Source organism: Bacillus sp. FSL M8-0063 (genome assembly GCF_038005545.1).
Taxonomy (GTDB): domain Bacteria; phylum Bacillota; class Bacilli; order Bacillales; family Bacillaceae_G; genus Bacillus_A; species Bacillus_A wiedmannii.
The window spans coordinates 2,560,236-2,583,731 of record NZ_JBBOTJ010000001.1; the positions used below are offsets into that span (position 1 = coordinate 2,560,236).

Consider the following 23,496-nt stretch of genomic DNA (forward strand, 5'->3'; position numbering starts at 1 on the left):
TCTCATATCTCACTTATTTCTGTATTTATAAAATTACTTCCACTCAGCAACTTTTTCAATTGGAAGGCGTACTGATTGGTAACCACTGTCAGCAGCTTTTCCGATAGAAATTAACATTACTGGTACGTGACGTTCTTTATCTAATCCGAAAGCTTCTGCGATTTGATCTTTTTCAAATCCGCCAATTGGACAAGTGTCATAACCATGAGCACGAGCTGCTAACATAAATTGCATCGCTACAAGACCACCGTCAATTAGTACAGTATCTTTCATTACTTCTGGTGTAACCATTGAGAAGTAACCTGAAAGTTTTTTCATTTGATCTTCTTTTACTTCTGCTGGCATTAAACCGCGCTCTACTGCTGTACCGTAAATTTCTTCTGCGTTATCAAAGTTGTTTAAGTCACCAAACACAGCGATCATTGCTGAAGATGTTTCTACTTGAGATTGATTGAATTTCGCAAGTGGCGCAAGTGTTGCTTTCGCTTCGTCACTTTCAATCACTAAAAATCTCCATGGTTGCATGTTCACAGATGATGGTGCAAGTGTTGCTGTTGTAAGAATTTCTGTCATTTCTTCTTTACTAATTTTCACTGAAGGATCGTACTTACGAATTGAACGGCGTCCTGTTAAAATTTCGTTAAAATCATTTGTTTGTACTGAGTTAGTCATAGTTGAATTCTCCCTTTTTTAAAGTTCTTTTATATTTTCTTGAATGCGGTCTAACATTGCTAAAAGATTATCGCGCTGTTCTTCACTTAATCCTTTAAATGCAGATGCTGCAAAACGTTCTTTTTCCTCCTGATACACTTGAATTTTATTTCGTCCCTCTTCAGTTAGAGAAACTAACGTAATTCTGTTATCATCTGGATTTTTACGTCTTGTAATCATTCCATTTGCTTCTAGCTGTTTTAAATGCCTTGTAATTGCGGCATTATCAATATTCACTTCTTGCTGAAGTGCTTTTTGACTAATTTCACCTACTTCATATAACTGAAGTATAAGCTCTAATCGAGACTGGCTCATACCCGTACACCCTTCGAATTTTGAACTTACTTCTTTATTTAGAAAGTGTAATTTATATAAAATAATCGCTTCTTTCGAGCATGAACTTGTCAAAATACCCCTCCTTTACATGCAAAATAAAAATGTTTGATGTATCAATAGTTGATATGTCAATTAATATAATCTATATCGATTTAGAATGCAAGCATTTTGTTTTCATTTATATTTTTCCAAATTAAGACGCTTTGTCGCGTTACAAAAAATGTTAATTGCACTATAATAGTACTAATTTAAATGACTGGAGAGTGATTGTAATGCGGCAATACACAAATAGAAATGAGGAGATAAAAATGGAAAATGAAATGAGGATATTCACATATGACAACAATAAATATAGGGATTGTCGCGCACGTAGACGCTGGCAAGACGAGTTTGACTGAGCGTATTCTTTATGAAACGAATGTAATTAAAGAAATTGGCAGAGTTGATAGTGGAAGTACGCAAACTGACTCAATGGAATTAGAGAGACAACGCGGAATTACGATTAAAGCATCTGTTGTATCTTTCTTTATTGATGATGTAAAAGTAAATGTCATTGATACACCTGGACACGCTGATTTTATCGCTGAAGTAGAGCGATCATTCCGCGTTTTAGACGGTGCAATTTTAGTTATTTCTGCTGTTGAAGGTGTGCAAGCACAAACAAAAATTTTAATGCGGACATTGCAGAAACTAAACATACCAACAATATTATTCGTAAATAAAATTGATCGTAATGGCGCAAATACTGAAAAAGTTATGAAACAAATAAAAGAGGTTCTTTCAAATGAAGCATTCCCTTTCTACTCTGTAGAAAACGAAGGAACAAAGGAAGCACGAATTATTAAATACAAATCATATGACGACTGTATGGAACTGTTAGCACCATATAATGAATCATTACTTGAGTCATATGTAAATAATGAAATCGTACCGGGCACACTATTAAGAGAGGAACTCATTAAACAAATAGCGCAAGCAAATGTGTACCCGATCTTTTTCGGTTCAGCCATGACAGGTATGGGTGTAACTGAACTGCTCGAAAATATTTCAGCCTTATTTCCAGCTAAAAAGTCGGCAGAAAATGAAACATTATCCGGTGTTGTGTTTAAAATTGAACGTGAACCTTCTGGGGAAAAGATTGCATATGTAAGAGTTTTTTCTGGTCGTTTACACGTTAGAAAATATGTTGATATACAGCGCGGGGAAGCTCTGGCACATAAAGAAAAGATTAAGAAAATATGCATGTTTCATAACGGAAATGCTGTTCAAGTTTCTACCGTTTCTAGCGGAGAATTTTGCAAAGTGTGGGGACTGAGTGATATTAAAATTGGTGATATTATCGGTGAACGAACGGATTATATAAAAGACATTCACTTTGCCGAACCACAAATGGAAGCTGCTATTGAAGCAGTACCAAAAGAACGAATTCATGATCTATACGCTGCACTTATGGATCTATGTGAAGAAGATCCGCTCATTAAAGTGTGGAAAGACGATATTCATAATGAACTATATATTCGCCTTTTCGGTGAAGTACAAAAAGAAGTAATTGAAACAACACTTTATGAGAAATATAATTTGCAGGTTACTTTCTCAAATACGCGAGTTGTATGTATTGAGAAACCACTTGGCGTAGGGAATAGCGTTGAAGTAATGGGTGAAAAAGCGAATCCATTTTACGCAACAATTGGTTTTAAAATCGAACGTGGTGAGCTTAACTCTGGCATAACATATAAGTTAGGTGTTGAACTTGGATCATTGCCTTTAGCATTTCATAAAGCAATTGAAGATACTGTATTTCAAACGTTAAAACAAGGTTTATACGGATGGGAGGTTACGGACGTTATCGTCACGTTAACCCATACTGGTTATGCTAGTCCTGTTACAACAGCAAGTGACTTTAGAAATTTAACACCACTCGTTTTAATGGATGCTTTAAAGCAAGCTGACACATTTGTATATGAACCAGTTAACGAATTTGAATTGACTGTACCAGAACATGCAATTAGTACCGCGATGTATAAGCTTGCTGCTATTCCAGCCACTTTTGCAGAGCCTATATTCATTAATGATTCTTACCAGTTAACTGGGTCATTACCTGTCACGAAGACAGAGAATTTTAAGCGAATGCTTCATTCATTTACAGAAGGAGAAGGTATATTTACAACGAAGCCATCTGGTTATACAAAACTAAAGGCTCCCTTTCCTACTCGAAAACGTGTTGATTATAATCCTCTGAATCGTAAGGATTATTTGCTTCATGTGTTGAGGGCTTATTAAGTAAAAAAAGAGGTGCAATTTGCACCTCTTTTTGCATGTATTGATAGGTTAGTTTGTCCTAACAACTTCTTTAAGTTTTCCTATTATTTTTGCTATCGCTTCAATTGAATTCTCTGTTTCCAATCCCCCAACATTTACAGAATGATTTGCGTTTTTGACAACTTCAATTTGTAAATTCGTTTTATGTAACTGATCGATTTGATCTGCATTATATTGGTGATCTTTATCTCCAATTACTAATAGCCCTTCATGATGACTATGTAGGATCGAATCAAAAATGGAATCAAAAGTTAGTAAAGGTGTAAGTAGTATCATTTTTGACTGTAAAAACTCTTCCCTCTTCATTAAATCATTTGCAATCGGAATCGTTCCGAGTGACTTCCCTAAAAACATTGTATGATTGTATTGCTCACCTTTTAATACTTTTTTCATTACAGGATTAATATCATCCATCATTATTTTCGTTACTTCTTCGATTGGTTTATTCATTACTTGTTCGTCATAAGAATAATGAATATGTACTACATCTATTTTATTTTCGAGCATAAGCATCGTCGCATAATAAAATAACGGTTTATCGTAATTGTATCCTGAACCTGAGAACATAAAGCAAACCGTACTAGAACCTTTTTCGATATGTGTGTAACGAATTACCTTGTCATTTATATGTACCTCTTTTTTAGTCCCCTTCACCGTTTTCTCCTCCGAATACGTTTACTTTTGTAAAACGATATGTTCTGTATGAACTGCGATATCCTTTATTTTCTCTTTTATAAATGCTGGCTGTAAGTTATATGCATGTAACTCTTCTACCGGCACCCACTTAAATAGATATGTTCCACCCTCTTCTTCCAAAATATATTGATCCGCTCCATTTGCAGGTAACTCCTGTAGCTCTACTTCATAATAAAAACTAATCTCATGAAACTTCCTCTCAGAAAGTGTAAAGAAATTTTCTACTGACCATATTAATCTCTTCCCTTTAATAGGAACAGCTAGTTCTTCTGCAAATTCTCGTTGTAACGCATCTTCACTATTTTCTAGCATTTTCACTCTTCCGCCTGGTACGTACCAAAAATCTTCACCGTCACCTTGCAGAATGAGTATTTTATTATCATGTTTACAAATTGCTCCGACCCGATAATTAAAACATGTTTCTTCAACTTTAAATGTTAGATCCATACCGATTGCCCCCTATACTTTATTTGAAAATCGCTATAAAACTATTATGTATGTGCTGTACAAATAAGATTACTAAATTTTTCTATTTCATTCAATAGTTTTTGAATCTTCTGATTTTTTATCATTACAGGGATATAGTTACTTTACACTTTATCCTGTCTTATCTAATGAAAAATTCGACGATATAGATATCGAGTTTGACTGGAATGAAGATGACGAAAAAGGTTTGAAAAAGATGTTTCCTAGGTTATGGGAAATGTATGGGGAAGAACCGAGAGAAATATTAGGACTCTGTTTAACCAATAGACAGAGTCCTGTTTTCATAGAATCCTTATTTACACTCTCTTTGTTTCATTCCACTTATCTAACAGCTCCTTTTCTCTTTCAATTGAAATACCTGCTTTTAATTCCCATTCGTCCACACTCTTCATCCACTCATACACATCTGTAACTGTATGTTCTAATTTCCTAAAAGTAAGTCCTTCTTTAACAGCTCTCTCAATACTAATATAAAAACCACCTTTCCAAGGCTTTGTCTCACCTTCTAATAAAAAAGTTTCAGGAAGCCATAGTGGCATCTCTGTCCAAGGCTGCACTTTATGTTCATTCATAAACGATTCATCTATCCAAACGAATGCGGCATCACTATTCGTAACCTTTTTGCACGTATTTAATAGCTCTTCCATCGTCAATTCATAATTTGGACCTGTAACATTGAATGTACCTGCTTTATTATTTTCTGCCATGTTGAGTCCAAAGCTCGCGACATCTTTTATATCAACGAATTGCACTGGACGATTTTTTCTGCCTGGTACTAACACTTTACCTCCTTTTGCTACACGCTGAATCCAGTATGTTAGTCGATCTGTATAATCAAACATTCCTGAAAGAAGTCCTGCTCTTACGTGTAAAACACGCCCTGGCCAATATTTATCTGCTTCTTTTTCGCATAATACTTTCAGTGCACCATAATGCTCATAAGGAGATATTTCACCATTCTCTACAGCCTTTATTTGCTCTTCCATTGGTTCAGGTTGTAATATATAGTCTTCTTTTATGTCATGCGGAATCCAATCTTTATATACGGAAAGGCTAGAGATGAATATATAGTGTTCAATATTATCTTTCAGTACTTCTCCAACATTTCTAATGTGATGCGGAGAAAACCCACACGTATCCACGACAACATCCCATTTTCGATTTTCTAAACTTGATACATCATCACTTCTGTCACCGATAAGCTGCTCCACTTCAGGAAAAACTTCTTTGTTTGTTCCGCGGTTAAATAATGTAACTTCATGCCTTCTGTTCAAAGCCTCTTTTACAACAGCTCTTCCCAAAAATCGTGTACCACCTAGTATTAAAATCTTCATGGTTCTCCCCCATTTGTGATTAAAAATCCTTTCTTTTGTTAAACGATTTTTTGTGCTGGAAAGTTACGGGGAATTTGTTATTTTACTTTAATTCTACAAATAAACAAGAATCCATTTTGAAAAATTAATCAATACGGATTCTTAAATTAGATATAATTATTTTACTGTATATTTGTTGAATTACTAACTCTGCACAATTTCCCCATCAACTAACTCAATAATTCTATTACACTTATTCGCTACTTCCATATCATGCGTTACAATAATAATTGTTCGTCCTTCTTCATTCAGTTGTAATAGCAAGCTCATAATTTCTTCTCCTGTTTTTCTATCTAAATTTCCAGTCGGTTCATCAGCCAATATTAATTCTGGTTCGCCTACTAACGCTCTAGCAATTGCGACGCGCTGCTGTTGTCCACCTGATAACTCGTCCGGTGTTTTATGCATATGTTCTTTTAAACCTACTTTTTCTAAATAGAACTTCGCCTTATTTTCTCTTTCTCGTTTCCTTAGCTTTCTATACGTGAGTGGTAGTGCTACATTATCCAGTACAGTATGTTCTTTTAACAATGCAAAATATTGAAAAATAAATCCAATCATTTCATTTCTTGTTTTATGAACTTTATTCGCTCTAATTTCATTTAATGGTTTTCCATTTAACGTATATTCACCCTCATTTGGCATATCAATTAACCCTATAACATTTAATAGTGTACTTTTCCCTGAGCCTGATCGCCCCATTATTGCTATAATTTCGCCCTTATTTATTGTTAAGTTTATACCGTTTAAGGCGAACGTATTGTGATTCTTGTTACTATACACCTTTTTAATATCTATTAGTTCAATTAAACCCATTATTCCATCCCACCTATTAATGTTTTCGGTTCGAGTTTTCTAATAAATAAGAAGACAATTACATTCGAGACAATGATGATCAATAATAAGAAAAGAAATACTAAAAATAATATAGGCATGTCCAATTTAAAGTCTAATGCCGATACTGCTTTAAAATCCTTTGACATTTGCAGCAGCTTCCCATACCTCCATGAAAAGTAAGCTATTGACATTCCTAAGCCCACTATTGCTACAATAATGTTTTCTAAAACAATTTGAATAAACATTCCAAATTTACTTTCGCCAAAAACTATTTTTATACCAAATTCCCTCTTTCTCATTAAGATAGAAACGATGGTTGTTACCGCCATTCCGACGATCGAGAATAGAATGAATAAGATTCCTACTATAAGTTGAGGTAATTCAGAATAGCTGTTAAGAGTAACATCTATATTTATTTCATCACCTAAATTTTTCAAATGAAACGTTCCACCGTTTCCTTTAAGTTGAATTGATTCTTCTAGTTTCTTTACATCTGCATCTTTTCGTAAATGTAAAACTGTACTTTGATGCAGTCTTAAAAACATTCCTTCATAATTTTCATATCTATTAGATGACATAGGCATTATCATTGCGTAATCCAACTTCAAATAAACGTTCGTTGTATTATTATCTACGATAAATTTATTCTCTGGTAAAAAGCCTATAATTGTATATTGATTATTAATTGTATCCCCAACTTGAAAATATTTCTTAAAGTAAGAACCCATTAATACTTTTGTTTTTTCTTCACTATTTTTTGGAAAATCTTCATGCAAGAAACCCTCTTTAGGTTTTAAATGTAAACCTAATAATTTATAGTAATTTTCATCTACAACAATTGTTTGAACAGTAGGTCTTTCATCGTGAAACGTTTTATGTTTCAAATCAGCAATCATATTGTTTTGAAGTGGTCTATTACTTGATTCTATTTCAATTAAACTCTCCTCGTATGTACCATACGAAATCACGTCTTTATTTTGATGAATTGTATTATAAACCGCTTTAATTTGCTCTTTATTAAATTGATTGCTTTGTAACCTATCTGTCGTCCTTTCAAAAGTAACTAAATATGTTTTATCCACATTTAATGCTGAGCTGGATTTATCGTTTAGATGGTGTAAATTATAAAATACATTAATTGAACTCGTTATAGTTGCTAATCCAAATGTAATCTGTATTAGAAGAAGTACCGAAAATAGAAATCTCTTTTTTAATGCTATGAACGCACTTTTTATTCTCATCATTTTTACTCCTTTAATGCTTTAGCAGGTTCACTTTTAAGCACATATACAAATGGTATAACAGAGAGGATAAAAGCTATATTAAGTGAAAGAAATACACACATTACAATATGAGTAGGCTGTAAACTAATGCTATAGCTTGTAGACTCTATAATACTTTCACTCAAAGTGCTAAAAATCCATTGTATGCATATCGCACAGGCTGATGCGATGATTGCACATAAAAATAATTGACTAAATATAAAAATAAAAAGATTTACATTACTTGCTCCCAAAGATTTCCTTAGCGAAAGACTTTTTTTCTTCGTATAAATCCAATAATAACTTACTATTATACTGGTAATTAAAGCTATACAAAAAAGCCTAAATGGAAAACTTAATAACTCTTTCACAGCTTTACTTGAGTTTTTTTCTTTCTCAAAATTCTCTTTTTCACTTATCACTTTGGCATTTATATCTTTATTGTTCTGGTTTATATGCTGTATGAAAGTGTTTATTTCCTTTATAGGGTTTTCGTTAGAACGAACGATCATTTGGAATGTATTTTCATTTTGGATCATTTTTTTCACTTCATCTGGCATATCATATAAAGCGACGTAAATTTTAATATTATACTCATATCCAGTATTTGCTCCAGCTACACCTTTAACTGTATATTCCTTATTAAATAGTTTTATTGTTTCCGTATCCTTATAAATCTTCTTCCCGACTATTACACTATTTTCTTCATTTTGTTCCATCTGAGAACCTTTTAGCAAAGGTGGAGACCAATTTTTATTAAGGAGACCATTCATTGTTGCTCGGCCGATACCCGGAATAGTAATACGAATATCATTTGTAATAACACTAGCATTTTTAAAATCAGTCTCTACTAACGTCTGGAATTGTTTGAAATTTAATTCCCCTATATTAGTAAGTTGAACGGAATAGTAATAATTAAAATAACCATTTTTTCTATCATAAAATTTCTCATCATAATAATCTTTCGTCGACATTGCTATAAGTATCAGCCATATTGTCAATACAAACGCAATAAATAACATAATGAATATTGCTTTGTTTACCACTATTTCTTTTAATACTAAATTCATATATCCTCCTCATTTTAAAAACCGCGAAAAAGGTATTTATCCTTTTTCACGGTTTTTGTTGATTGTTATCTAATTACCATTTCCTTAGAGGTGTAGGCACTATCCCCTTTCATTACCCATTCATGACCCGAATAACCAGTGGTAATTGGCCCTCTGGATGAAACTTTAACGTTCACACGATCTGTAATTTTAGCATTATTCTTTTCTACCTCTTTAGAAGACCCATCATCAAAGCTAGCCCTTACAGTCATCTTGTAAAAATGAGGTTCATTTGTTTGCGCAGTGTAGGCGTGTCCGGTAGCCTTTCCTCCGCTCCCTTCCCATTTCCCATAAGAATCCCAACTAATCGAAGCAAATGAAACGGAAGAAACCATACCTAATAAACAAGCAGTTAGCCCTGTAGTAGCTAGAGTTTTTTGAAGTAAGTTTTTCATATAAACTCAATCTCCCTTGTTTAAAATATTCACTTAAATATTTAAGTATTTTCAGGCCTTGTCCTCATTATACATAAAAAAAATAATCTCATATTAAAAAATCCTAATTTTTACATTTTCCACACAACCCTTACATTGCTCTGAACTTTCCGTCATAAAAGAAAAAGATGGTATGAAACTCCCATTCACACCATCTTTTTGCTTCCGTTATTTATTTGATCCTGTATAAGGAAGAATATATTTCACAATCAATTCCCATCTATCCCGTACATTCGGCATAACTTCAGAAGCAATTACTACAACCAAATCCTTCTTCGGAATACAACAAATCAAATTCCCACCATCGCCCATTGCACAGTATGAAAAGATTCCAGCCTCTTCTCGTAACCACCATAAGTAACCATATTGATTTTGGTTCATTTCTGTCGATTCTTTTATCCATGATTTTGATAGTATTTGTTTTCCATTATGAATACCTTCATTCAAAAACATCTGTCCAAACTTAGCCATATCTTTAACTGTTAACGTTAGTCCCCAGCCGCCTGTCGAAATACCATTTGGATCATGAACCCATCCTTTTACATCTTTTCCGAATAAGTCATCGAATCCAAATGCTTTCATATTGTAGTTTGGGATTTTTCTCATGCCGAGTGGTTGAAATAAGTACTCATTCGCAAATTCACGCGCACTTTTTCCTGTTACGTTCGTTATAATCGCTGATAGTATATGAGCTCCTGCAGATGAGTATTTAAAAGATCCGATTTCTCCGCCATTCCCCATTCTATTAAGTGTATACTGTATCCAATCCTCTTGTGTACATAGTTCTTCTAACGGTTCCTGCCAGTCTACGAAAGGATGTGGAGCTTTCATCATAAGAAGATGTCGTACTGTTATTTCAGATGAATTAACGTTATATTCCGGGAAAAATTCTATTACTCTTTGATCAACGCTTTTTATATAGCCTTTATCTACACATAGTCCAATTAACGCAGAAATAATCGTTTTTGTGACTGACGCTATATGAAATGCATCATCTGGACCGTGACCGTTATAATATTTTTCAAAAATAACATCACCTTTTTGTACTACTAACATACCATTCATATTTTCATATTCTTCTTTTATAATCTGATCTAACTTTTCAGCAGTTTGCATTGTTCTTCCCCCTTAATCAATGATTAAAAAGGTTCGATAGGTACATATATATCAACTATATGTTTATTTTCCGGGTGCTGCTTTGGGTCATTTTTATACATTTCAAAAGGATACGAATTTCTCGGTTTATATCCGCTATTTGGTAGCCACTCGCCGTATAAGAAATCCCATGCTCCTTTATATTCGTTTTGGAATATTTCAAAATGGCCTATCGCATACTTGCCTGAAGGTATTACCATTATTCCAATGTCACTCGTTTCTACTGCGGATTCATTCGGAATTGTTATACAAAGACTCGTTCTTAAATGATTGTCTTCTGTAAATTCATGATGATCATGATAAATGGTTAATACTTTCGTATCCTCGAATACATGGTAGTTTTGCTTCGATGCGTAATAAAATAGTTTCTCTATCATTTTTGGAAAAGCAATCGTTAACTCTTCATATGTACCGATATGCCTTATGTATGCGACGTTTATATCGTCTGCTGATACAATTTCAACATTTCCTCGAACCTTCTTACACTCATTGTATTGAGAAGTTCCGCTTACGTCTTTGCAATTCTTGCTATTGTGGTTTCGATATTGAGACGGACTTACTCCGTAATAATTTTTAAATGTGCGGGAGAAAACTGCTGAATCTGTAAAACCAAAATGGTAAGCGATATCCGTAATCGTCATATCTGTGCGATATGTAAGTAGATTCGTTGCCCTTTCTAACTTCAATCGGTTTACATACCGTGATAATGGCTCGTCTACGATCCCCTTAAAAATCCGATGAAAATGAAACTTTGAAAATCCTGCTACATCCGCTAGCTCTTCAATTGAAATTGAATCATTTATGTTTGATTCTATATAATCTTGTACCTTATAAATGCGTCTTAAGTACTCATTTCTACTTTGTTTACTCTCCATACTTTTATCTCCTCACAACAAAAAGGCTAACGTTAAGCTAGCCTACTTTTATACATTTTTCAAAAACAAAACTCTACTACCGCCATTCCCATCATAATTTGTATGTACCGATACACCCTCTATCTCATCATCCCCGGCATCAATTCGAAAACCGATTTCTTGATGAAACTGTATCGACTTTTTGTTAATTGGTGACGTAATTGCTTTTACAACTTTACGATTATTTGCACGAGCGATATCAAAGAAATAAGAATACAATGTCGATGCAATTCCTCTTCTTCTATACTTCGGATTGACACCGATAAAATGAACATATGCTTCATCTTTATATGTTTGTGAAAAGAATCCACATAAGAAACCTAACGTTTCGCCATCTTCTTCAATGATAAAACTCGTTTCTTGAAAATGAACGAAGAACAGTTTTGGCAACATAGCAGCCATATCTCTACCGCCCCACCAATCATTTAAAACAGAATGAATCTTTACATAATCTTCCCCTTGGATGTTTCTTACTTGCATATGTTTCTCCCTTTCACTCACTTCATTTTTTCATAAATTTTAATAACCGTTTCTACTAAAAGGATGAATACCCATATTCCACAAAATACAAGAACAGACTGAAATATCGATCCAATTATCATAACACCAACTGCACCTGTTATTGAAAAAGATATTCCACCAAGCCCTGGATCCTGTATAAATGCTCCAGCAGAAAAAGCGGTTATAATTGATACTATTAAATAAATAACACTCATTATTTTTAATATTTTTATAGAAAGATACGAAGTTTGTTCTTTCTCCACTTGTGATAATTCGATTTCCCCGCTCGCAATTCCTTTTTGCAAACAGTCCTCACATAAAAATTCTTCCTTAATTTTTTTACCCCCATGTATTGTACCCGTTATCTCTTTACACCTTGAACATTTTCGATTTATCATGTTGTTACCACTCCAATCTATTAAGATTATACTTATATCATTCTGCATTTACCTTAATATCCCTTTTATGTATTTTATAGAGAAAGGTCGTGTTTTATGATTTCAAAACTTACGTTTAGCTCGAAAAAGCGTACCGTTCATTATGTATTAAGACCTAGTTGTTATGCAGTTATTTTCCATTCATCTTCTTCAATGATTGCTGTTATCCAAAAAGCAGACCGTTACTTTTTACCTGGTGGTGGTATGGAAGGTAATGAAACAAAAGAAGAGTGTTTGCACCGTGAACTACTAGAGGAATTAGGATGGGCAATTGAAATTGATCAATATATCGGTAATGCGGCTCGATATTTTTATGCAGAAAAGGAAGATATATATTATTTAAATGACGGGTTCTTTTATATTGCGAACATGGTGCAGAAACAAACTGAAAACTGTGAGGATGATCATGTTCTAAGGTGGATGTCTCCTTTACTTGCTGTAGAGCTTCTCATTCATGATCATCAAAAATGGGCCGTTGAGCAAGCTCTTTTATTACGAAAACAAAAGGGATCTCCTTCTATATGAAAGAGATCCTTTTTACTACTAACTTACTTTTTTCAAATTAAGTGCAGGCTTTTTGATTCCGCCTTTTTTTACAACATATAAACCGATAAAGATAATAAGACCGCCAACGAGCTGCATCATATTAATTTGCTCTCCAATTGTAACTGCCGCAAAGATAACTGCGAACAATGGTACGAGATACATATAAACCATTACTTTCGTTGAGCCTATTTGACTAATACCGACATACCACATTGCTAGTCCGAAGATGGTCGCAAAGATGATTGAATATGCTAGTGAACCCCAGCTTGGCGTATCTACTGGCCATGTTAAAGAGTTTACATTGAATAAACAGTATATAACTAGTGGTACAATTCCAATTAAAGTAGACCATGATGTAACTCTCATTGCGGAGTACTTTGTAATAAGAGGTTGCGCTAATATTGGATACCATCCCCACGCAATTGCTGCGACTAATCCAATTACATTTCCGAGCCACGCATATTCGTAAGTAGCTCCTCCTATATGTCCTGTTAATAAAACGAATGCTGCACCAATAAACGCTATTATTGAACCTATTTGTACTTTCATCGAAAAACGTTCTTGTTTGTGCAATACTGCTAATATCCCTGTAAAAATAGGTGACATCGCAATTAATAATGAGGCGTTCGTTGCTGAAGTATATTTCACAGATAGCATAAACATCGTTTGATACATTGCCGTACCAACGATACCGACTGCTACTAGTCGTAACCAATCTTTTCTTTCAATACGTAATGAGCGTTCCATTAAAAATGTAATAAGTAATAATACCGGAGATGCTACTAAAAATCGTAAACTATTAAATTGAATGGATGACATATATGCCACGCCATACTTTCCAATTGTATAATTTGCTCCCCATACTAATGCTACTGATACTAGGAGCCACTCCATTTGCCATCGTTTCATCCGAATCTCCCCTTCCATATTTAGCATAGTAAAATTGGCTGGATATAGCACCGTCCAATTGGCTGTTTTTTTCCCCAGCCAATTTGTTATACTTAATGTATATAAGAGATGCGGAGGCGTTTGTATGGAATGGAAGCTAGATAACGACAGTAAAATCCCAATTTATCAGCAAGTAGTTGACTTTATTGAGAAACGTATTACATACGGAGAACTTCCTCCTGGAAGCTTCCTCCCTTCCGAACGGAAATTAGCTACGCAGTTAAATGTAAACCGAAGTACGGTAACGACTGCTTATAATGAACTACGTGCTATGGGGATTGTGGAAAGTACGACTGGTAAAGGGACACGTGTAAGTACACATATGTGGGGCGTTTCTCCAACATTAACTCCGAATTGGAGAAATTTCGTAGAAGGTGGTACTTTTTTACCAAACTTACCGTTACTTCGCCATATTCGGGCAGAAGTACAACAAAATGAAAATATCATTGATTTCGCAAACGGCGAGCTCGGTTGTAACCTTTATCCTCACGATCAACTACAGACAATTTTACGAGAACAACCGTTAACGCATTCATTAAGTTATGATCATCCGCAAGGCTATCTCCCGCTAAGACAAGCGGTCGTAAAATATATGAAAGAATATTTAAAAGTTGAAGCGACTGAACAATCCATAATGATTACATCTGGCGCACAGCAAGCACTTCACCTTATCGTACAATGTTTATTAAATCCAGGTGATGCAGTTGCTTTCGAAAGTCCTTCACACTGCTATTCCTTACCGTTATTCCAATCAGCAGGTATTCGTATTTTCCCATTACCTGTCGATGAACACGGTATTAACCCAGACGATGTGCAAGAGTTATATAGAAAGCACCGTATTAAAATGATATTTTTAAATCCAAACTTCCAAAATCCTACGGGCACAATGCTTCATCCAAACCGTAGAAAAAAACTGTTATCACTTTGCGCAGACTTACGAATTGCGATTGTGGAAGATGATCCGTCCAGCTTACTTACGTTAGAAAAGAAACAACCTTGCCCTACTTTAAAATCGATTGATGAAAACGGAACTGTCATTTATGTACATTCCTTATCTAAAATGATTGCACCAGGTTTACGAGTTGGCTGGCTTGTCGCTCCGCAGTCTGTAGTAGAAAGGTTATCTGACGCAAGGCACCAAATGGAATTAGGTATGAGCATTTTCCCGCAGTGGCTTATGCAACAATTTTTCGAAACTGTACCATTTCAGTCTCATATCGTACCGTTACGAAAACAATTAGCAGAAAAAAGAGACGTTATCGTTCGCGCCCTAAATGAGCAACTTCACGATAAAATCTCTTTTTCAAACCCGACTGGCGGTATATACATATGGGGAAAATTAAAAGAACCGATAAACGAAAAACAACTCATTATGCAAAGTTTAAAACAAGAAATCGCCTTTATGCCCGGTAGTATTTTCGGTGCGAAAGATGGTTATATTCGTTTATCTTATGGAAAAGTGAATATTAATCAAATTGAGGAAGGTATTTCTCGTTTGCGAGAAGCTATTTTAGTTTGTGGAAAATGACTTTACATAAAGCTTTATCGTTTGACAAAAGAAAAATCTACCATTATTATCAACACGAACCTAGTTATAGGAGTGATAAAAATGAAAATTTACGTTGATGCAGATGCTTGTCCTGTAAAAGATGTAATTATTTTAGAGGCTACGAATGCAGAAATCCCTGTAACCCTCGTTACTAGTTTTTCTCATTATTCTAATGCAGAACAACCAAAAGGTGTGGAAACAATTTATGTTGATTCCGGAGCAGATGCTGCGGATTACCGCATAATGCAGTTAGCAAAAAAAGAAGATTTAATCGTAACGCAAGATTACGGTCTTGCTTCGCTTGCTTTAGCAAAAGGCTGTATCGTGCTACATCATAAAGGCTATAAGTATACGAATGATAACATTGAACAATTGTTACAAACACGATATTTAAGTGCAATGGTTCGAAAAAGTGGTAAACGTACAAAGGGACCGAAACCATTTACAGCAGAAGATAAAGAGAAATTTAGAGAGCTCTTTAAAAGTATGATCGCACTTTAAAAATGAATCGTCTATTTGCTAGGAAAACTTCGCAAAACAAAGAAGAGAATATCCAAATGAACATTCTCTTCTTGAAGTTTACCCTTTTAAAATGAAGGTAAATTATCTAAGTTATTTTCTTTTATTCCATCCGGTTCATTACGTATAATATCTCTACCATACTTATGAAATACGTCCACATGAGCTAACTTCCCCGATTTTGCTTCACTAAGAGCAGTCATATAATCTAACTCTCTCCCGCTACTTGTTTTAAACGCTATTAAATCACCATCATCATTTTTACGAACGGCAACAATTTGTTCTGCTCCTGAATTGACTTCATGGTCTACTTCAAATTGAGCTTGTTCTTCTCCTTGATGTAAGTAATCATTATAAACTTTTTCAAAGTCTTTTTTATCCATAACATTCACCTCCAACACATTTTATTAGTATGGTTGGGAGGGGGTGATTTTATGTAATTTGCTCTAAACTTTTGTATTTTCAAATGAAAACATAGTACCCTCACTATTTGATTGTAAAGTGTATTTTATATCGAACATCTTTGATATATCTTCAATATTTTTCAAACCAAGTCCCGTACCTTTACTATTTATATCAAACCCAATCCCATTATCTCTAAAGGAAACCATATCTTCATCTATAATAATTTTGATTTTTTTAGCTTTTGAATGTTTAAGGACATTTTGAAAAATATTATCAAATAACCTTTGAATCCATAACTCATTACTATTCCATATCAACTCTTTATCTTGTGGATTATATACTAATTCAATTTTATGAATGCTATACAAATAGCTCCATTTTTTAATCATATTTTCTATTAAATTATGTATATTAACTTCATCATTCACAATATAAGTATTCTCTAAGGTCTCTGTAGATTGAATATTAAATTCGTTAGTTAAATCACTTATATATTGTATCTGCTCATACATTGATTCAAGTACTGGTGCTTGTTCCTTGTACTCACCTTCTAAATAATATAATTGTAATCTGACCGCTGTTAAGGGTGTATTAATATCATGCCGTAATTTATTTAATAGTTCCTTTTTTATTTGTTCCTGCTGTTGTAGTTCTAATTCTCTATAAGTTGTTCTTTCTATAAGCAAGTTCACTGATTTAATCAGCTCTCCCATTTCATCATCGCTTTTAACATTTATTATATTAGGGATTTTCTTATCACTAGCTAAATCTCGAATCGTTTGATTTAATACATTAATTTTATTTAATACTGTGTTAATCGATTTTGAAAATACAAAAGCTAATATTAATAGTGATAATAAAAATATTATTAACATCGTAGGATATGCATAGGATTCGTGAAAAGGAATGTTCTGATTTTTAATTTTAAAGACAACATTATAAATAACTGATGCAAAGATACTAATTGACAACAATAATAGTGGTACGCTAATAATAGCGGAGAATAATAGTAACTGATATTTTTTCTTTAAGTTCATTTCTTCATATAGGTATTTAATCTATACCCTTCTCCATATATGTTCTGAATAATATCACCTGTTTTATCATCAATTTTGGTTCTAATTTTCTTTATATATACGTTCATGATATTTTGATTTCTATCTTCGAGTTGCCATAGGTAATCATAGAAGTGTTCTTTAGATAAAATTCTATCTCTATTTTCATATAAATAGAAGAATATTTTTCGTTCAATTGCTGTAAAAGCAACTTCATTACGCAAATCATTCATAAAAACTCTTTTATATTCTGCATCTATAAATAAATGGTTAATTTGCGTGAACGTACCATATTGATTATCTAACATTTTCTGAATCCTTAACAACAACTCTCTAGGATCAAAAGGTTTTATCATGTATTCTTCTCCAATGGTCAAACCTTTTAGTTTACTATCCATATCATTCCTAGCTGATAGAAATATAATTGGAATATTTAATCCTAGATTTTTTATTTTCTTTGTAATTTGATAACCATCTTCGCCTGGTAACATAACATCCATTATGACTAAATCTATTACATGAATTATATCAAGAACTTTCCTTCCCTCTTTCTCCCAACACACATTATACTTCTCACGCTGTAAAATTTTTTGTAATAAATCTCCTATAATCAAATCGTCTTCAACAATTAATATGTTATATACTTTCATTATGTAGACCTTTCATCGCTAAAATAACAATTGCTTTGTTCTTCACTACTTTATTCTTAATAAAATCCATAGCAATTTTGTATATTTCATCAGGAGCATATAAATAAATACTATGTGTACCTTCAATTATTTTTACATCAGCTAATAATAACTTGCTAGCAAACTCCTTATAATCTTCGTTTTTTTGCTTTGTATACTTCGAATCTTTATATTGCCTAGCAATCGCATCTATAAATAACATAGGTGTTTCTTTTGGGATCGATAAAGAATTTGATTTTTTACCGTTATTGTAGCTTTGTAAAAGTTCTTGCTTCATATCATCATTAAAAGCCCTCTTATACGTAAGCGCTTTATAAATATCTTTTTCCTGTTCGTTTAAAAAGGACTGACGAATGACTTCGGGATTATAAGTAATAGAGGGAGCTAATCTCTGAAAACCAATTTTCGTTAAAATATTCATCCCTTTTATTTTTAATGAATCAACCATACCTATTTTATTAGTCACGTACTGTTTAGGTAAACCAATATCTAACGCAATAATCCCTTTTACTTCACTTGGATATTTTTGTGCCCAATAAATAGCCTCTATACCCGATAGAGAGTGTGGTACTAAAATGTAAGGTGGTTTATTTCCACTTCGAATAAGCGCTTCTCTCGTTTGTTCTAATATCGTATCAATATCTCTATCATCTTGAAAAACATCACTGTATCCATAACCCGCTCTCTCAATTACAGAAATCTTGTTTTCTTTCGAAAATTTACTATATAAGCCTTTCAATTCATAAACAGGAGCGGCAATTCCAGATCCGGCCATAAATACAAACGTATCCTCCCCGCTCCCCTCATTATAAACATTCACTTTTTTATTGTCGAAATTAACAAGTTCGCCTTCATTGTTCATTAATTTCGATTCCATTTTTAATTGATAGTTATGATATATAAATACAGCGCCTGTTCCAAAGAAAATCATACTAACACACATTAAAAATATTATTTTCACTGACTTTAATAATTTTTTCATTTGACACCCCTTTCAAACTATATTGAAAGGGTACAATATAAAAATAAATTTCTTATAAATTTTCAAAATTAATATCTATTCATTGTTTCTAAGGATGGACCATTTTTAATACCTACGCAAACCCTTCAAAGTCTCCAATATATCATCTGTAAAGGCTGTACTACCTTCTGCCTCTAAAACTCTAAAATAATAACTTCTTAAAAAAGTTCTAATATTTTGTACTAAAATAGCATGCTGCGGATGTCGGATGTCTTCAACAGTTGCTATACTATGTAGCCAATTGCTCCACTCTTCTCCAATTAAAATATTTTGGTTACGTAACGACATAATTGGCGCTACTAATCTTTCATCCTCAAAGTGTACATATACGTAATCACTCAATCGAACCTTCTGACGAACAGCAGCTAGTATTGCATATGAAAACTCACGATTTTGTATTGTACGTGCTAACGCATCTAGTGCATCAGCCGCATGCGCCGTAGAGTGTGCCCAGCCTTTTCCTTCTACGTATCCTCTTACATCTTCTTCTAAATATACATATTCCAGCACTTGTTCTGCCACACTGTATAGTTGTTCTTCAGATAACAGTGGTTCTCTTTCATGAACAGATAAAATAAGTGGCGGAATTAATACGGAGAATGCACGTTTAAATACAGAGTCTGTGCCCTTTTCACCAATTTTATAAAATAAATAATCAGGACTAATCGCTTGTAGCATTAACCCTCTTAATTCTTTTTGTCTAAACACATCATTTGTAATCCATGTGTGAAGCGTACTATAAATTAAATCATCACGTAATTCAGCATCAGGTGAACCGATATAATCTAGCATCCACTGCGCATATGGATATGCATCTACGTCTTCTGGTACAGCATAATTATTATTTTTAATTTGTAGTAGTTCTTCTTTTAATTCTAGTACTTCATTCATTATATTTCCTGTCCCCTTTTTACTTTATTAACTTATTTCCGCCTTATCCCCTGTAATTGCCTATCCTTATATGAACTTGATTCAATTATATATAATTTATCCTGATAAATAAAAGGAAATACTTTAGAACATCGCAGTCTCTCACCTTATTTACATGCATTTCATGTAAGTTTAATTTATAAAATAAAGGATGTTTTTTCTTTTGTATTCAAACGTAGTTACAATCAAAGGTTGCATCATTTTAGAACTTGCTTAATAAATTCTGTTTTAGCTTTTGTGTAAGCTTCTCTATCTTGGTTAAATCTTTTAGCTAAATCTTGTTTAAGATTTGAATAATCATAAACTAATTGTGGATTTTCTCGTAAGCGGTTACGAAATAAAAGTTGATGCTCCCATTGCTCAGTTCCTTTAACCATTAAATGAAGGTGAGCTACACGCCTATTATTCTTAACTTTCACAAAGAACCTTCTCCAAGGTTTTTCATCCAATTCTGGGCTTACATAATGCCAATTATATACGGCCAATTCCGCTAAAATATCTAGTACTCTATTAAATGATTCTATTTCAGCCATTAGATCAATGATAGGTTTTGCAGGTAAACCAGGTATGGATGTACTTCCTATATGTATTACTTTGCTTATACCGAGAGGAGCAAGCAGTTCATATAGTTGCTGCTCTTCACATCTGCCTTTATCTTGCCAATCAGGATTTGCATTAACTATCTCTACTGACTCATTCGCCCATACAGGCCAATTGTTCGGATTCTCTTTTGTATCCATCCAAAACATCTCCTTTCACGAATTTTTTGCTGTATAAACAATATTAAATTTCTTTAAACACAACTACTGGATCATCAAAGTTATTATTCCGAAATATAACATCCGCACAACTTTTCGGATTATACTCATCTATATACATCTTACAGGCCGCATGATATCTGTTTAAAAACATTTTCTCTGCTTCTTCATAACTTCCAAAAGCTTCTGTTTCCCGCTTTGTACCACGTTTTCTCGCAATCTCAAAATCTGTATTTAAGAAAATTTTATAGTCAAATAAATGCTCTACGTCTTTTTTCAATAGAAACGTTCCATCTACTATTAATATCATATTTTGCTTGGCCACTTGTGGCTTATTATGTACAGGCATATCCGTTATTAAGTTATGAGAAATCGTTTCATACTGTAAATTCCCGTTAAGCTCTAAAGGCTTTAATAATCTTTCTTTAAAAGCTGTATAATCGTGTGCATCTTCGTAATACCCTCTTGCAGATTCTTTTCCTTTTGCATAGCGAACCGCTCTCGGGTTATGAAAATCATCAATGCTGGCGCGTGTTACTGGTAATCCTCGTTTTTTTATTTCTTCAGCTATTTCGTTTGCAAGTGTTGTTTTTCCTGAAGCTGTAATACCACTTACTCCAACTCTTGTTGGATGGGTTAAGTTTAATTTTAAAATATGATCTACAATTTCTTTCATGCGTTGTATTCGGTTCAAGATATTTCCTCCTACAATCAGTTTACATAATATAATTATAGGTAACAATTCGTTTCATTATTTGTCGGTAAGTCGATATCCTATTTCGAATCGTTGATATATTATGATTGGCTTACTTTCCCTTAAACCCTCGATACAATGCAGTCCGTAATTCTTGTTTGTATTCTTCAATTTCTGGCATATCGAGTTCTTCTGCTAGTCTGATAGCTAATTCAATATCATACGGTACACGTACGAGTTGAATGGAAAAGCTCGCTGCTTCTTTTTCATTGTAAGTTCCTTCGAATATTAAATAAGAAGCTTGTGTAATTTCCAGAGGATTACCTACGCTACCAGCATTACATAACGTTTTCCCTCTGAAATTTTGAACGAATGCTTGGTGAACGTCACCGTAGCAAACGACATCTGGTTTTCTTTCCCCTTCTATATTCTCTGTGAGCTCACTATTTTCGAACATACTAATACGCTCTTCTCTTGAGGCATGTGGTTGAATTCTTTCATATAAACTTCTCGGTGAAGCGTGGAACATACGAATCAGTTTGCCGCTCATAAAAAATTCGATTGAAAATGGTAAGCTTCTTAAATAGTCATTTTGTTCTTCCAATAATTGTTTTTGATGCCATTTTAACGCTTCAAATTCAGTCGGTTTTGTAATGAAATCATCCCAGTTCCCCATTACAACTCCTTCACATTCTTTACGAACGATTTCAATTACTTCGCTAGAATGCGGACCTTTTCCTACTAAATCTCCAAGACAAATAATACGTTCAATTCCTCTTAATTTAATATCTTTCAGTACTGATTCTAATGCCGGAATATTACCATGTATATCTGAAATTACCGCAATTTTATCCAAATGAATCCCTCCGTTATTTATTGTTTATTATATCCTCATGTTGTGATTGATACCATTTTGGAATATAAGATGAAAAATGATTATGATCTTCTATAATTCGGTTCAATCTTTCTTTCATATCCTCTACTAAATGTGGTGTAGTTCGGTTTGTCCATACGATATCCGCTGGGAATGTCATCGCTGCATATAATGAATACAGTTTCCAAAAGTGGATTGACGGATCGCCTCCGCAATAACCGTGAACTTGTCCAACCGCAAATGGTTTACTTATTCTTGTAGTAAAAATCGCTACGTTATAAAAATCGTGTATTGGGTCACCAAAATCATATCCTCCAAAATCGATAACGATAAATTTCTTATTATGAATCATACTATTTGCTGGATGGAAGTCATCGTGTAAAAAGGTAATAGGGCGATTTTTCAATAATTGTTTATGCTCCCCTACAAAACTTAATACTGGCTTCAAATTAAGGAAGTCTATTTCATAGTTTGCTAACGCTTCTACGTATCTTTCGTATTTATTCCATCGAACCGTTTCCCATTTATTACTTGCACTTTCTCTTCCAATTGAGTGGATCCTCTTTAGTACTTCTCCTGCTTTTCTTCCTGCATTATACTGTTCTTCCACCGATAGCTTCCCTAAACCTTCTTCACCATTTACACCTTGGGCCCATTCAAATACTTGTACACATTTATTTAATTCCTCAAGTTTTATGAAATGAATTAACTTGGGCGTTGGAATATGTAATAACTCTAATTGTTTCATATACGTATATTCTTCTTGTTTACGTTCAAAATGAACAGCATCACATACTTTCACAAAATAAGTTTCTTCGTTCTTTAATTCAACTTTATATTTTTCTTCATGTGAAAAACCTTTTGAAATAGCTGTACACTTTACAATACGAGGCCATTCTAGTTGTCTCTCTATCTCTCTAAGCATTTCCTTCACAACG

27 protein-coding genes and 1 pseudogene are annotated in these 23,496 nt (G+C 33.7%); 5 read left to right on the forward strand and 23 right to left on the reverse strand.

Features of this window, described 5'->3' with window-relative positions; all coding sequences use genetic code 11:
• Window positions 1-33 precede the first annotated feature (33 nt).
• Window positions 34-672: a nitroreductase family protein gene (locus tag MKX31_RS12945; RefSeq protein WP_088046658.1), complete on the reverse strand. Its 639-nt coding sequence runs from the start codon at window positions 670-672 to the stop codon at window positions 34-36.
• An 18-nt stretch (window positions 673-690) separates the two neighbouring features.
• Window positions 691-1,119, reverse strand: coding sequence for a MarR family winged helix-turn-helix transcriptional regulator (locus tag MKX31_RS12950; protein WP_064475661.1), 429 nt, complete (start codon window positions 1,117-1,119; stop codon window positions 691-693).
• Window positions 1,120-1,383: 264 nt separating this feature from the next.
• On the opposite strand from MKX31_RS12950, the gene tet reads away from it, so the two are divergent.
• Window positions 1,384-3,327 (forward strand): tetracycline resistance ribosomal protection protein, encoded by a 1,944-nt coding sequence (tet, locus tag MKX31_RS12955; RefSeq protein ID WP_088046657.1) that lies wholly within the window; start codon window positions 1,384-1,386, stop codon window positions 3,325-3,327.
• Window positions 3,328-3,375: 48 nt separating this feature from the next.
• Here tet and MKX31_RS12960 read toward each other — a convergent pair whose 3' ends face one another.
• Together MKX31_RS12960 and MKX31_RS12965 are read right to left on the reverse strand one after the other, a co-directional pair.
• Window positions 3,376-4,020 carry an alpha/beta hydrolase gene (locus MKX31_RS12960; protein ID WP_088046656.1) on the reverse strand — a complete coding sequence of 215 codons (645 nt, stop codon included), beginning with the start codon at window positions 4,018-4,020 and terminating at the stop codon, window positions 3,376-3,378.
• A 21-nt stretch (window positions 4,021-4,041) separates the two neighbouring features.
• On the reverse strand, window positions 4,042-4,509 hold the full coding sequence (locus tag MKX31_RS12965; protein ID WP_088046655.1) for an NUDIX hydrolase: 468 nt from the start codon (window positions 4,507-4,509) through the stop codon (window positions 4,042-4,044).
• Between the two features lie 136 nt (window positions 4,510-4,645).
• On the opposite strand from MKX31_RS12965, the pseudogene MKX31_RS29285 reads away from it, so the two are divergent.
• Window positions 4,646-4,789: pseudogene (locus MKX31_RS29285) on the forward strand (DUF4240 domain-containing protein); the annotation flags it as partial.
• A gap of 55 nt (window positions 4,790-4,844) precedes the next feature.
• Here MKX31_RS29285 and MKX31_RS12970 read toward each other — a convergent pair.
• The 9 genes from MKX31_RS12970 to MKX31_RS13010 form a co-directional block, all read right to left on the reverse strand.
• Entirely contained in the window at window positions 4,845-5,882 is a 1,038-nt protein-coding gene (locus tag MKX31_RS12970; protein ID WP_064475665.1) for an SDR family oxidoreductase, read from the reverse strand.
• A 183-nt stretch (window positions 5,883-6,065) separates the two neighbouring features.
• Entirely contained in the window at window positions 6,066-6,737 is a 672-nt protein-coding gene (locus MKX31_RS12975; protein ID WP_000522857.1) for an ABC transporter ATP-binding protein, read from the reverse strand.
• The gene (locus MKX31_RS12980) at window positions 6,737-8,002 is read right to left on the reverse strand and encodes an ABC transporter permease (RefSeq protein WP_340980955.1); all 1,266 of its coding nucleotides are present in this window, start codon (window positions 8,000-8,002) and stop codon (window positions 6,737-6,739) included. The genes MKX31_RS12975 and MKX31_RS12980 overlap by 1 nt, the downstream gene beginning before the upstream one ends.
• A 2-nt stretch (window positions 8,003-8,004) precedes the next feature.
• Window positions 8,005-9,090, reverse strand: coding sequence for an ABC transporter permease (locus tag MKX31_RS12985; protein ID WP_340980956.1), 1,086 nt, complete (start codon window positions 9,088-9,090; stop codon window positions 8,005-8,007).
• Window positions 9,091-9,155: 65 nt separating this feature from the next.
• Window positions 9,156-9,524 carry a hypothetical protein gene (locus tag MKX31_RS12990; RefSeq protein ID WP_088048318.1) on the reverse strand — a complete coding sequence of 123 codons (369 nt, stop codon included), beginning with the start codon at window positions 9,522-9,524 and terminating at the stop codon, window positions 9,156-9,158.
• Between the two features lie 207 nt (window positions 9,525-9,731).
• Entirely contained in the window at window positions 9,732-10,679 is a 948-nt protein-coding gene (locus MKX31_RS12995) for a serine hydrolase domain-containing protein (RefSeq protein ID WP_088048317.1), read from the reverse strand.
• 23 nt (window positions 10,680-10,702) lie between these two features.
• The gene (locus MKX31_RS13000; protein WP_088048316.1) at window positions 10,703-11,593 is read right to left on the reverse strand and encodes an AraC family transcriptional regulator; all 891 of its coding nucleotides are present in this window, start codon (window positions 11,591-11,593) and stop codon (window positions 10,703-10,705) included.
• Window positions 11,594-11,641: 48 nt separating this feature from the next.
• Window positions 11,642-12,112 carry a GNAT family N-acetyltransferase gene (locus tag MKX31_RS13005; protein WP_088048315.1) on the reverse strand — a complete coding sequence of 157 codons (471 nt, stop codon included), beginning with the start codon at window positions 12,110-12,112 and terminating at the stop codon, window positions 11,642-11,644.
• 17 nt (window positions 12,113-12,129) lie between these two features.
• Window positions 12,130-12,531, reverse strand: a complete 402-nt coding sequence (locus tag MKX31_RS13010; protein WP_000610481.1) for a DUF3980 domain-containing protein — start codon at window positions 12,529-12,531, stop codon at window positions 12,130-12,132.
• Window positions 12,532-12,627: 96 nt separating this feature from the next.
• Between MKX31_RS13010 and MKX31_RS13015 the strand changes: the two genes are divergently transcribed.
• Window positions 12,628-13,095, forward strand: a complete 468-nt coding sequence (locus MKX31_RS13015) for an NUDIX hydrolase (RefSeq protein ID WP_098111781.1) — start codon at window positions 12,628-12,630, stop codon at window positions 13,093-13,095.
• Between the two features lie 18 nt (window positions 13,096-13,113).
• Here MKX31_RS13015 and MKX31_RS13020 read toward each other — a convergent pair whose 3' ends face one another.
• A complete protein-coding gene (locus tag MKX31_RS13020; RefSeq protein WP_088048314.1) occupies window positions 13,114-14,025 on the reverse strand; it encodes a DMT family transporter in 912 nt (303 codons plus the stop codon).
• Between the two features lie 124 nt (window positions 14,026-14,149).
• Here MKX31_RS13020 and pdxR point away from each other — a divergent pair, with 124 nt between their 5' ends.
• Window positions 14,150-15,592 (forward strand): MocR-like pyridoxine biosynthesis transcription factor PdxR, encoded by a 1,443-nt coding sequence (gene pdxR / locus MKX31_RS13025; protein WP_064475673.1) that lies wholly within the window; start codon window positions 14,150-14,152, stop codon window positions 15,590-15,592.
• Window positions 15,593-15,673: 81 nt separating this feature from the next.
• Window positions 15,674-16,114 (forward strand): YaiI/YqxD family protein, encoded by a 441-nt coding sequence (locus tag MKX31_RS13030; RefSeq protein ID WP_064475674.1) that lies wholly within the window; start codon window positions 15,674-15,676, stop codon window positions 16,112-16,114.
• Window positions 16,115-16,200: 86 nt separating this feature from the next.
• Here the strand turns inward: MKX31_RS13030 and MKX31_RS13035 are convergent, their stop codons facing one another.
• The 9 genes from MKX31_RS13035 to MKX31_RS13075 form a co-directional block, all read right to left on the reverse strand.
• On the reverse strand, window positions 16,201-16,515 hold the full coding sequence (locus MKX31_RS13035; RefSeq protein ID WP_064475675.1) for a DUF3892 domain-containing protein: 315 nt from the start codon (window positions 16,513-16,515) through the stop codon (window positions 16,201-16,203).
• A 63-nt stretch (window positions 16,516-16,578) separates the two neighbouring features.
• Complete coding sequence (locus tag MKX31_RS13040) at window positions 16,579-17,574, reverse strand: sensor histidine kinase (RefSeq protein ID WP_088048313.1); 996 nt, start codon at window positions 17,572-17,574, stop codon at window positions 16,579-16,581.
• Window positions 17,571-18,242, reverse strand: coding sequence for a response regulator transcription factor (locus tag MKX31_RS13045; protein ID WP_340980957.1), 672 nt, complete (start codon window positions 18,240-18,242; stop codon window positions 17,571-17,573). The genes MKX31_RS13040 and MKX31_RS13045 overlap by 4 nt, the downstream gene beginning before the upstream one ends.
• Window positions 18,229-19,263, reverse strand: a complete 1,035-nt coding sequence (locus MKX31_RS13050) for an alpha/beta fold hydrolase (RefSeq protein ID WP_064475678.1) — start codon at window positions 19,261-19,263, stop codon at window positions 18,229-18,231. Before MKX31_RS13050 ends, MKX31_RS13045 begins: the two co-directional genes overlap by 14 nt.
• A 105-nt stretch (window positions 19,264-19,368) precedes the next feature.
• On the reverse strand, window positions 19,369-20,193 hold the full coding sequence (locus MKX31_RS13055; protein ID WP_340980958.1) for a DUF2785 domain-containing protein: 825 nt from the start codon (window positions 20,191-20,193) through the stop codon (window positions 19,369-19,371).
• A gap of 236 nt (window positions 20,194-20,429) precedes the next feature.
• A complete protein-coding gene (locus tag MKX31_RS13060) occupies window positions 20,430-20,972 on the reverse strand; it encodes a GrpB family protein (RefSeq protein WP_064475680.1) in 543 nt (180 codons plus the stop codon).
• Between the two features lie 43 nt (window positions 20,973-21,015).
• Entirely contained in the window at window positions 21,016-21,684 is a 669-nt protein-coding gene (locus tag MKX31_RS13065) for a hypothetical protein (protein ID WP_154131961.1), read from the reverse strand.
• A 112-nt stretch (window positions 21,685-21,796) separates the two neighbouring features.
• Window positions 21,797-22,540 carry a metallophosphoesterase family protein gene (locus MKX31_RS13070; RefSeq protein ID WP_340980959.1) on the reverse strand — a complete coding sequence of 248 codons (744 nt, stop codon included), beginning with the start codon at window positions 22,538-22,540 and terminating at the stop codon, window positions 21,797-21,799.
• A 13-nt stretch (window positions 22,541-22,553) separates the two neighbouring features.
• Window positions 22,554-23,492 carry an aminoglycoside phosphotransferase family protein gene (locus MKX31_RS13075; protein WP_103656004.1) on the reverse strand — a complete coding sequence of 313 codons (939 nt, stop codon included), beginning with the start codon at window positions 23,490-23,492 and terminating at the stop codon, window positions 22,554-22,556.
• Between the last annotated feature and the right edge of the window lie 4 nt (window positions 23,493-23,496).

Bases quoted from the DNA above. Each gene is read 5' to 3' on its own strand.
- MKX31_RS12945 (WP_088046658.1), bottom strand. From the start codon at position 672: ATGACTAACTCAGTACAAACAAATGATTTTAACGAAATTTTAACAGGA.
- tet (WP_088046657.1), top strand. From the start codon at position 1,384: ATGACAACAATAAATATAGGGATTGTCGCGCACGTAGACGCTGGCAAG.
- MKX31_RS12965 (WP_088046655.1), bottom strand. From the start codon at position 4,509: ATGGATCTAACATTTAAAGTTGAAGAAACATGTTTTAATTATCGGGTC.
- MKX31_RS12970 (WP_064475665.1), bottom strand. From the start codon at position 5,882: ATGAAGATTTTAATACTAGGTGGTACACGATTTTTGGGAAGAGCTGTT.
- MKX31_RS12975 (WP_000522857.1), bottom strand. From the start codon at position 6,737: ATGGGTTTAATTGAACTAATAGATATTAAAAAGGTGTATAGTAACAAG.
- MKX31_RS12980 (WP_340980955.1), bottom strand. From the start codon at position 8,002: ATGATGAGAATAAAAAGTGCGTTCATAGCATTAAAAAAGAGATTTCTA.
- MKX31_RS12985 (WP_340980956.1), bottom strand. From the start codon at position 9,090: ATGAATTTAGTATTAAAAGAAATAGTGGTAAACAAAGCAATATTCATT.
- MKX31_RS12990 (WP_088048318.1), bottom strand. From the start codon at position 9,524: ATGAAAAACTTACTTCAAAAAACTCTAGCTACTACAGGGCTAACTGCT.
- MKX31_RS12995 (WP_088048317.1), bottom strand. From the start codon at position 10,679: ATGCAAACTGCTGAAAAGTTAGATCAGATTATAAAAGAAGAATATGAA.
- MKX31_RS13000 (WP_088048316.1), bottom strand. From the start codon at position 11,593: ATGGAGAGTAAACAAAGTAGAAATGAGTACTTAAGACGCATTTATAAG.
- MKX31_RS13005 (WP_088048315.1), bottom strand. From the start codon at position 12,112: ATGCAAGTAAGAAACATCCAAGGGGAAGATTATGTAAAGATTCATTCT.
- MKX31_RS13010 (WP_000610481.1), bottom strand. From the start codon at position 12,531: ATGATAAATCGAAAATGTTCAAGGTGTAAAGAGATAACGGGTACAATA.
- MKX31_RS13015 (WP_098111781.1), top strand. From the start codon at position 12,628: ATGATTTCAAAACTTACGTTTAGCTCGAAAAAGCGTACCGTTCATTAT.
- MKX31_RS13020 (WP_088048314.1), bottom strand. From the start codon at position 14,025: ATGAAACGATGGCAAATGGAGTGGCTCCTAGTATCAGTAGCATTAGTA.
- pdxR (WP_064475673.1), top strand. From the start codon at position 14,150: ATGGAATGGAAGCTAGATAACGACAGTAAAATCCCAATTTATCAGCAA.
- MKX31_RS13030 (WP_064475674.1), top strand. From the start codon at position 15,674: ATGAAAATTTACGTTGATGCAGATGCTTGTCCTGTAAAAGATGTAATT.
- MKX31_RS13035 (WP_064475675.1), bottom strand. From the start codon at position 16,515: ATGGATAAAAAAGACTTTGAAAAAGTTTATAATGATTACTTACATCAA.
- MKX31_RS13040 (WP_088048313.1), bottom strand. From the start codon at position 17,574: ATGAACTTAAAGAAAAAATATCAGTTACTATTATTCTCCGCTATTATT.
- MKX31_RS13045 (WP_340980957.1), bottom strand. From the start codon at position 18,242: ATGAAAGTATATAACATATTAATTGTTGAAGACGATTTGATTATAGGA.
- MKX31_RS13050 (WP_064475678.1), bottom strand. From the start codon at position 19,263: ATGAAAAAATTATTAAAGTCAGTGAAAATAATATTTTTAATGTGTGTT.
- MKX31_RS13055 (WP_340980958.1), bottom strand. From the start codon at position 20,193: ATGAATGAAGTACTAGAATTAAAAGAAGAACTACTACAAATTAAAAAT.
- MKX31_RS13060 (WP_064475680.1), bottom strand. From the start codon at position 20,972: ATGGATACAAAAGAGAATCCGAACAATTGGCCTGTATGGGCGAATGAG.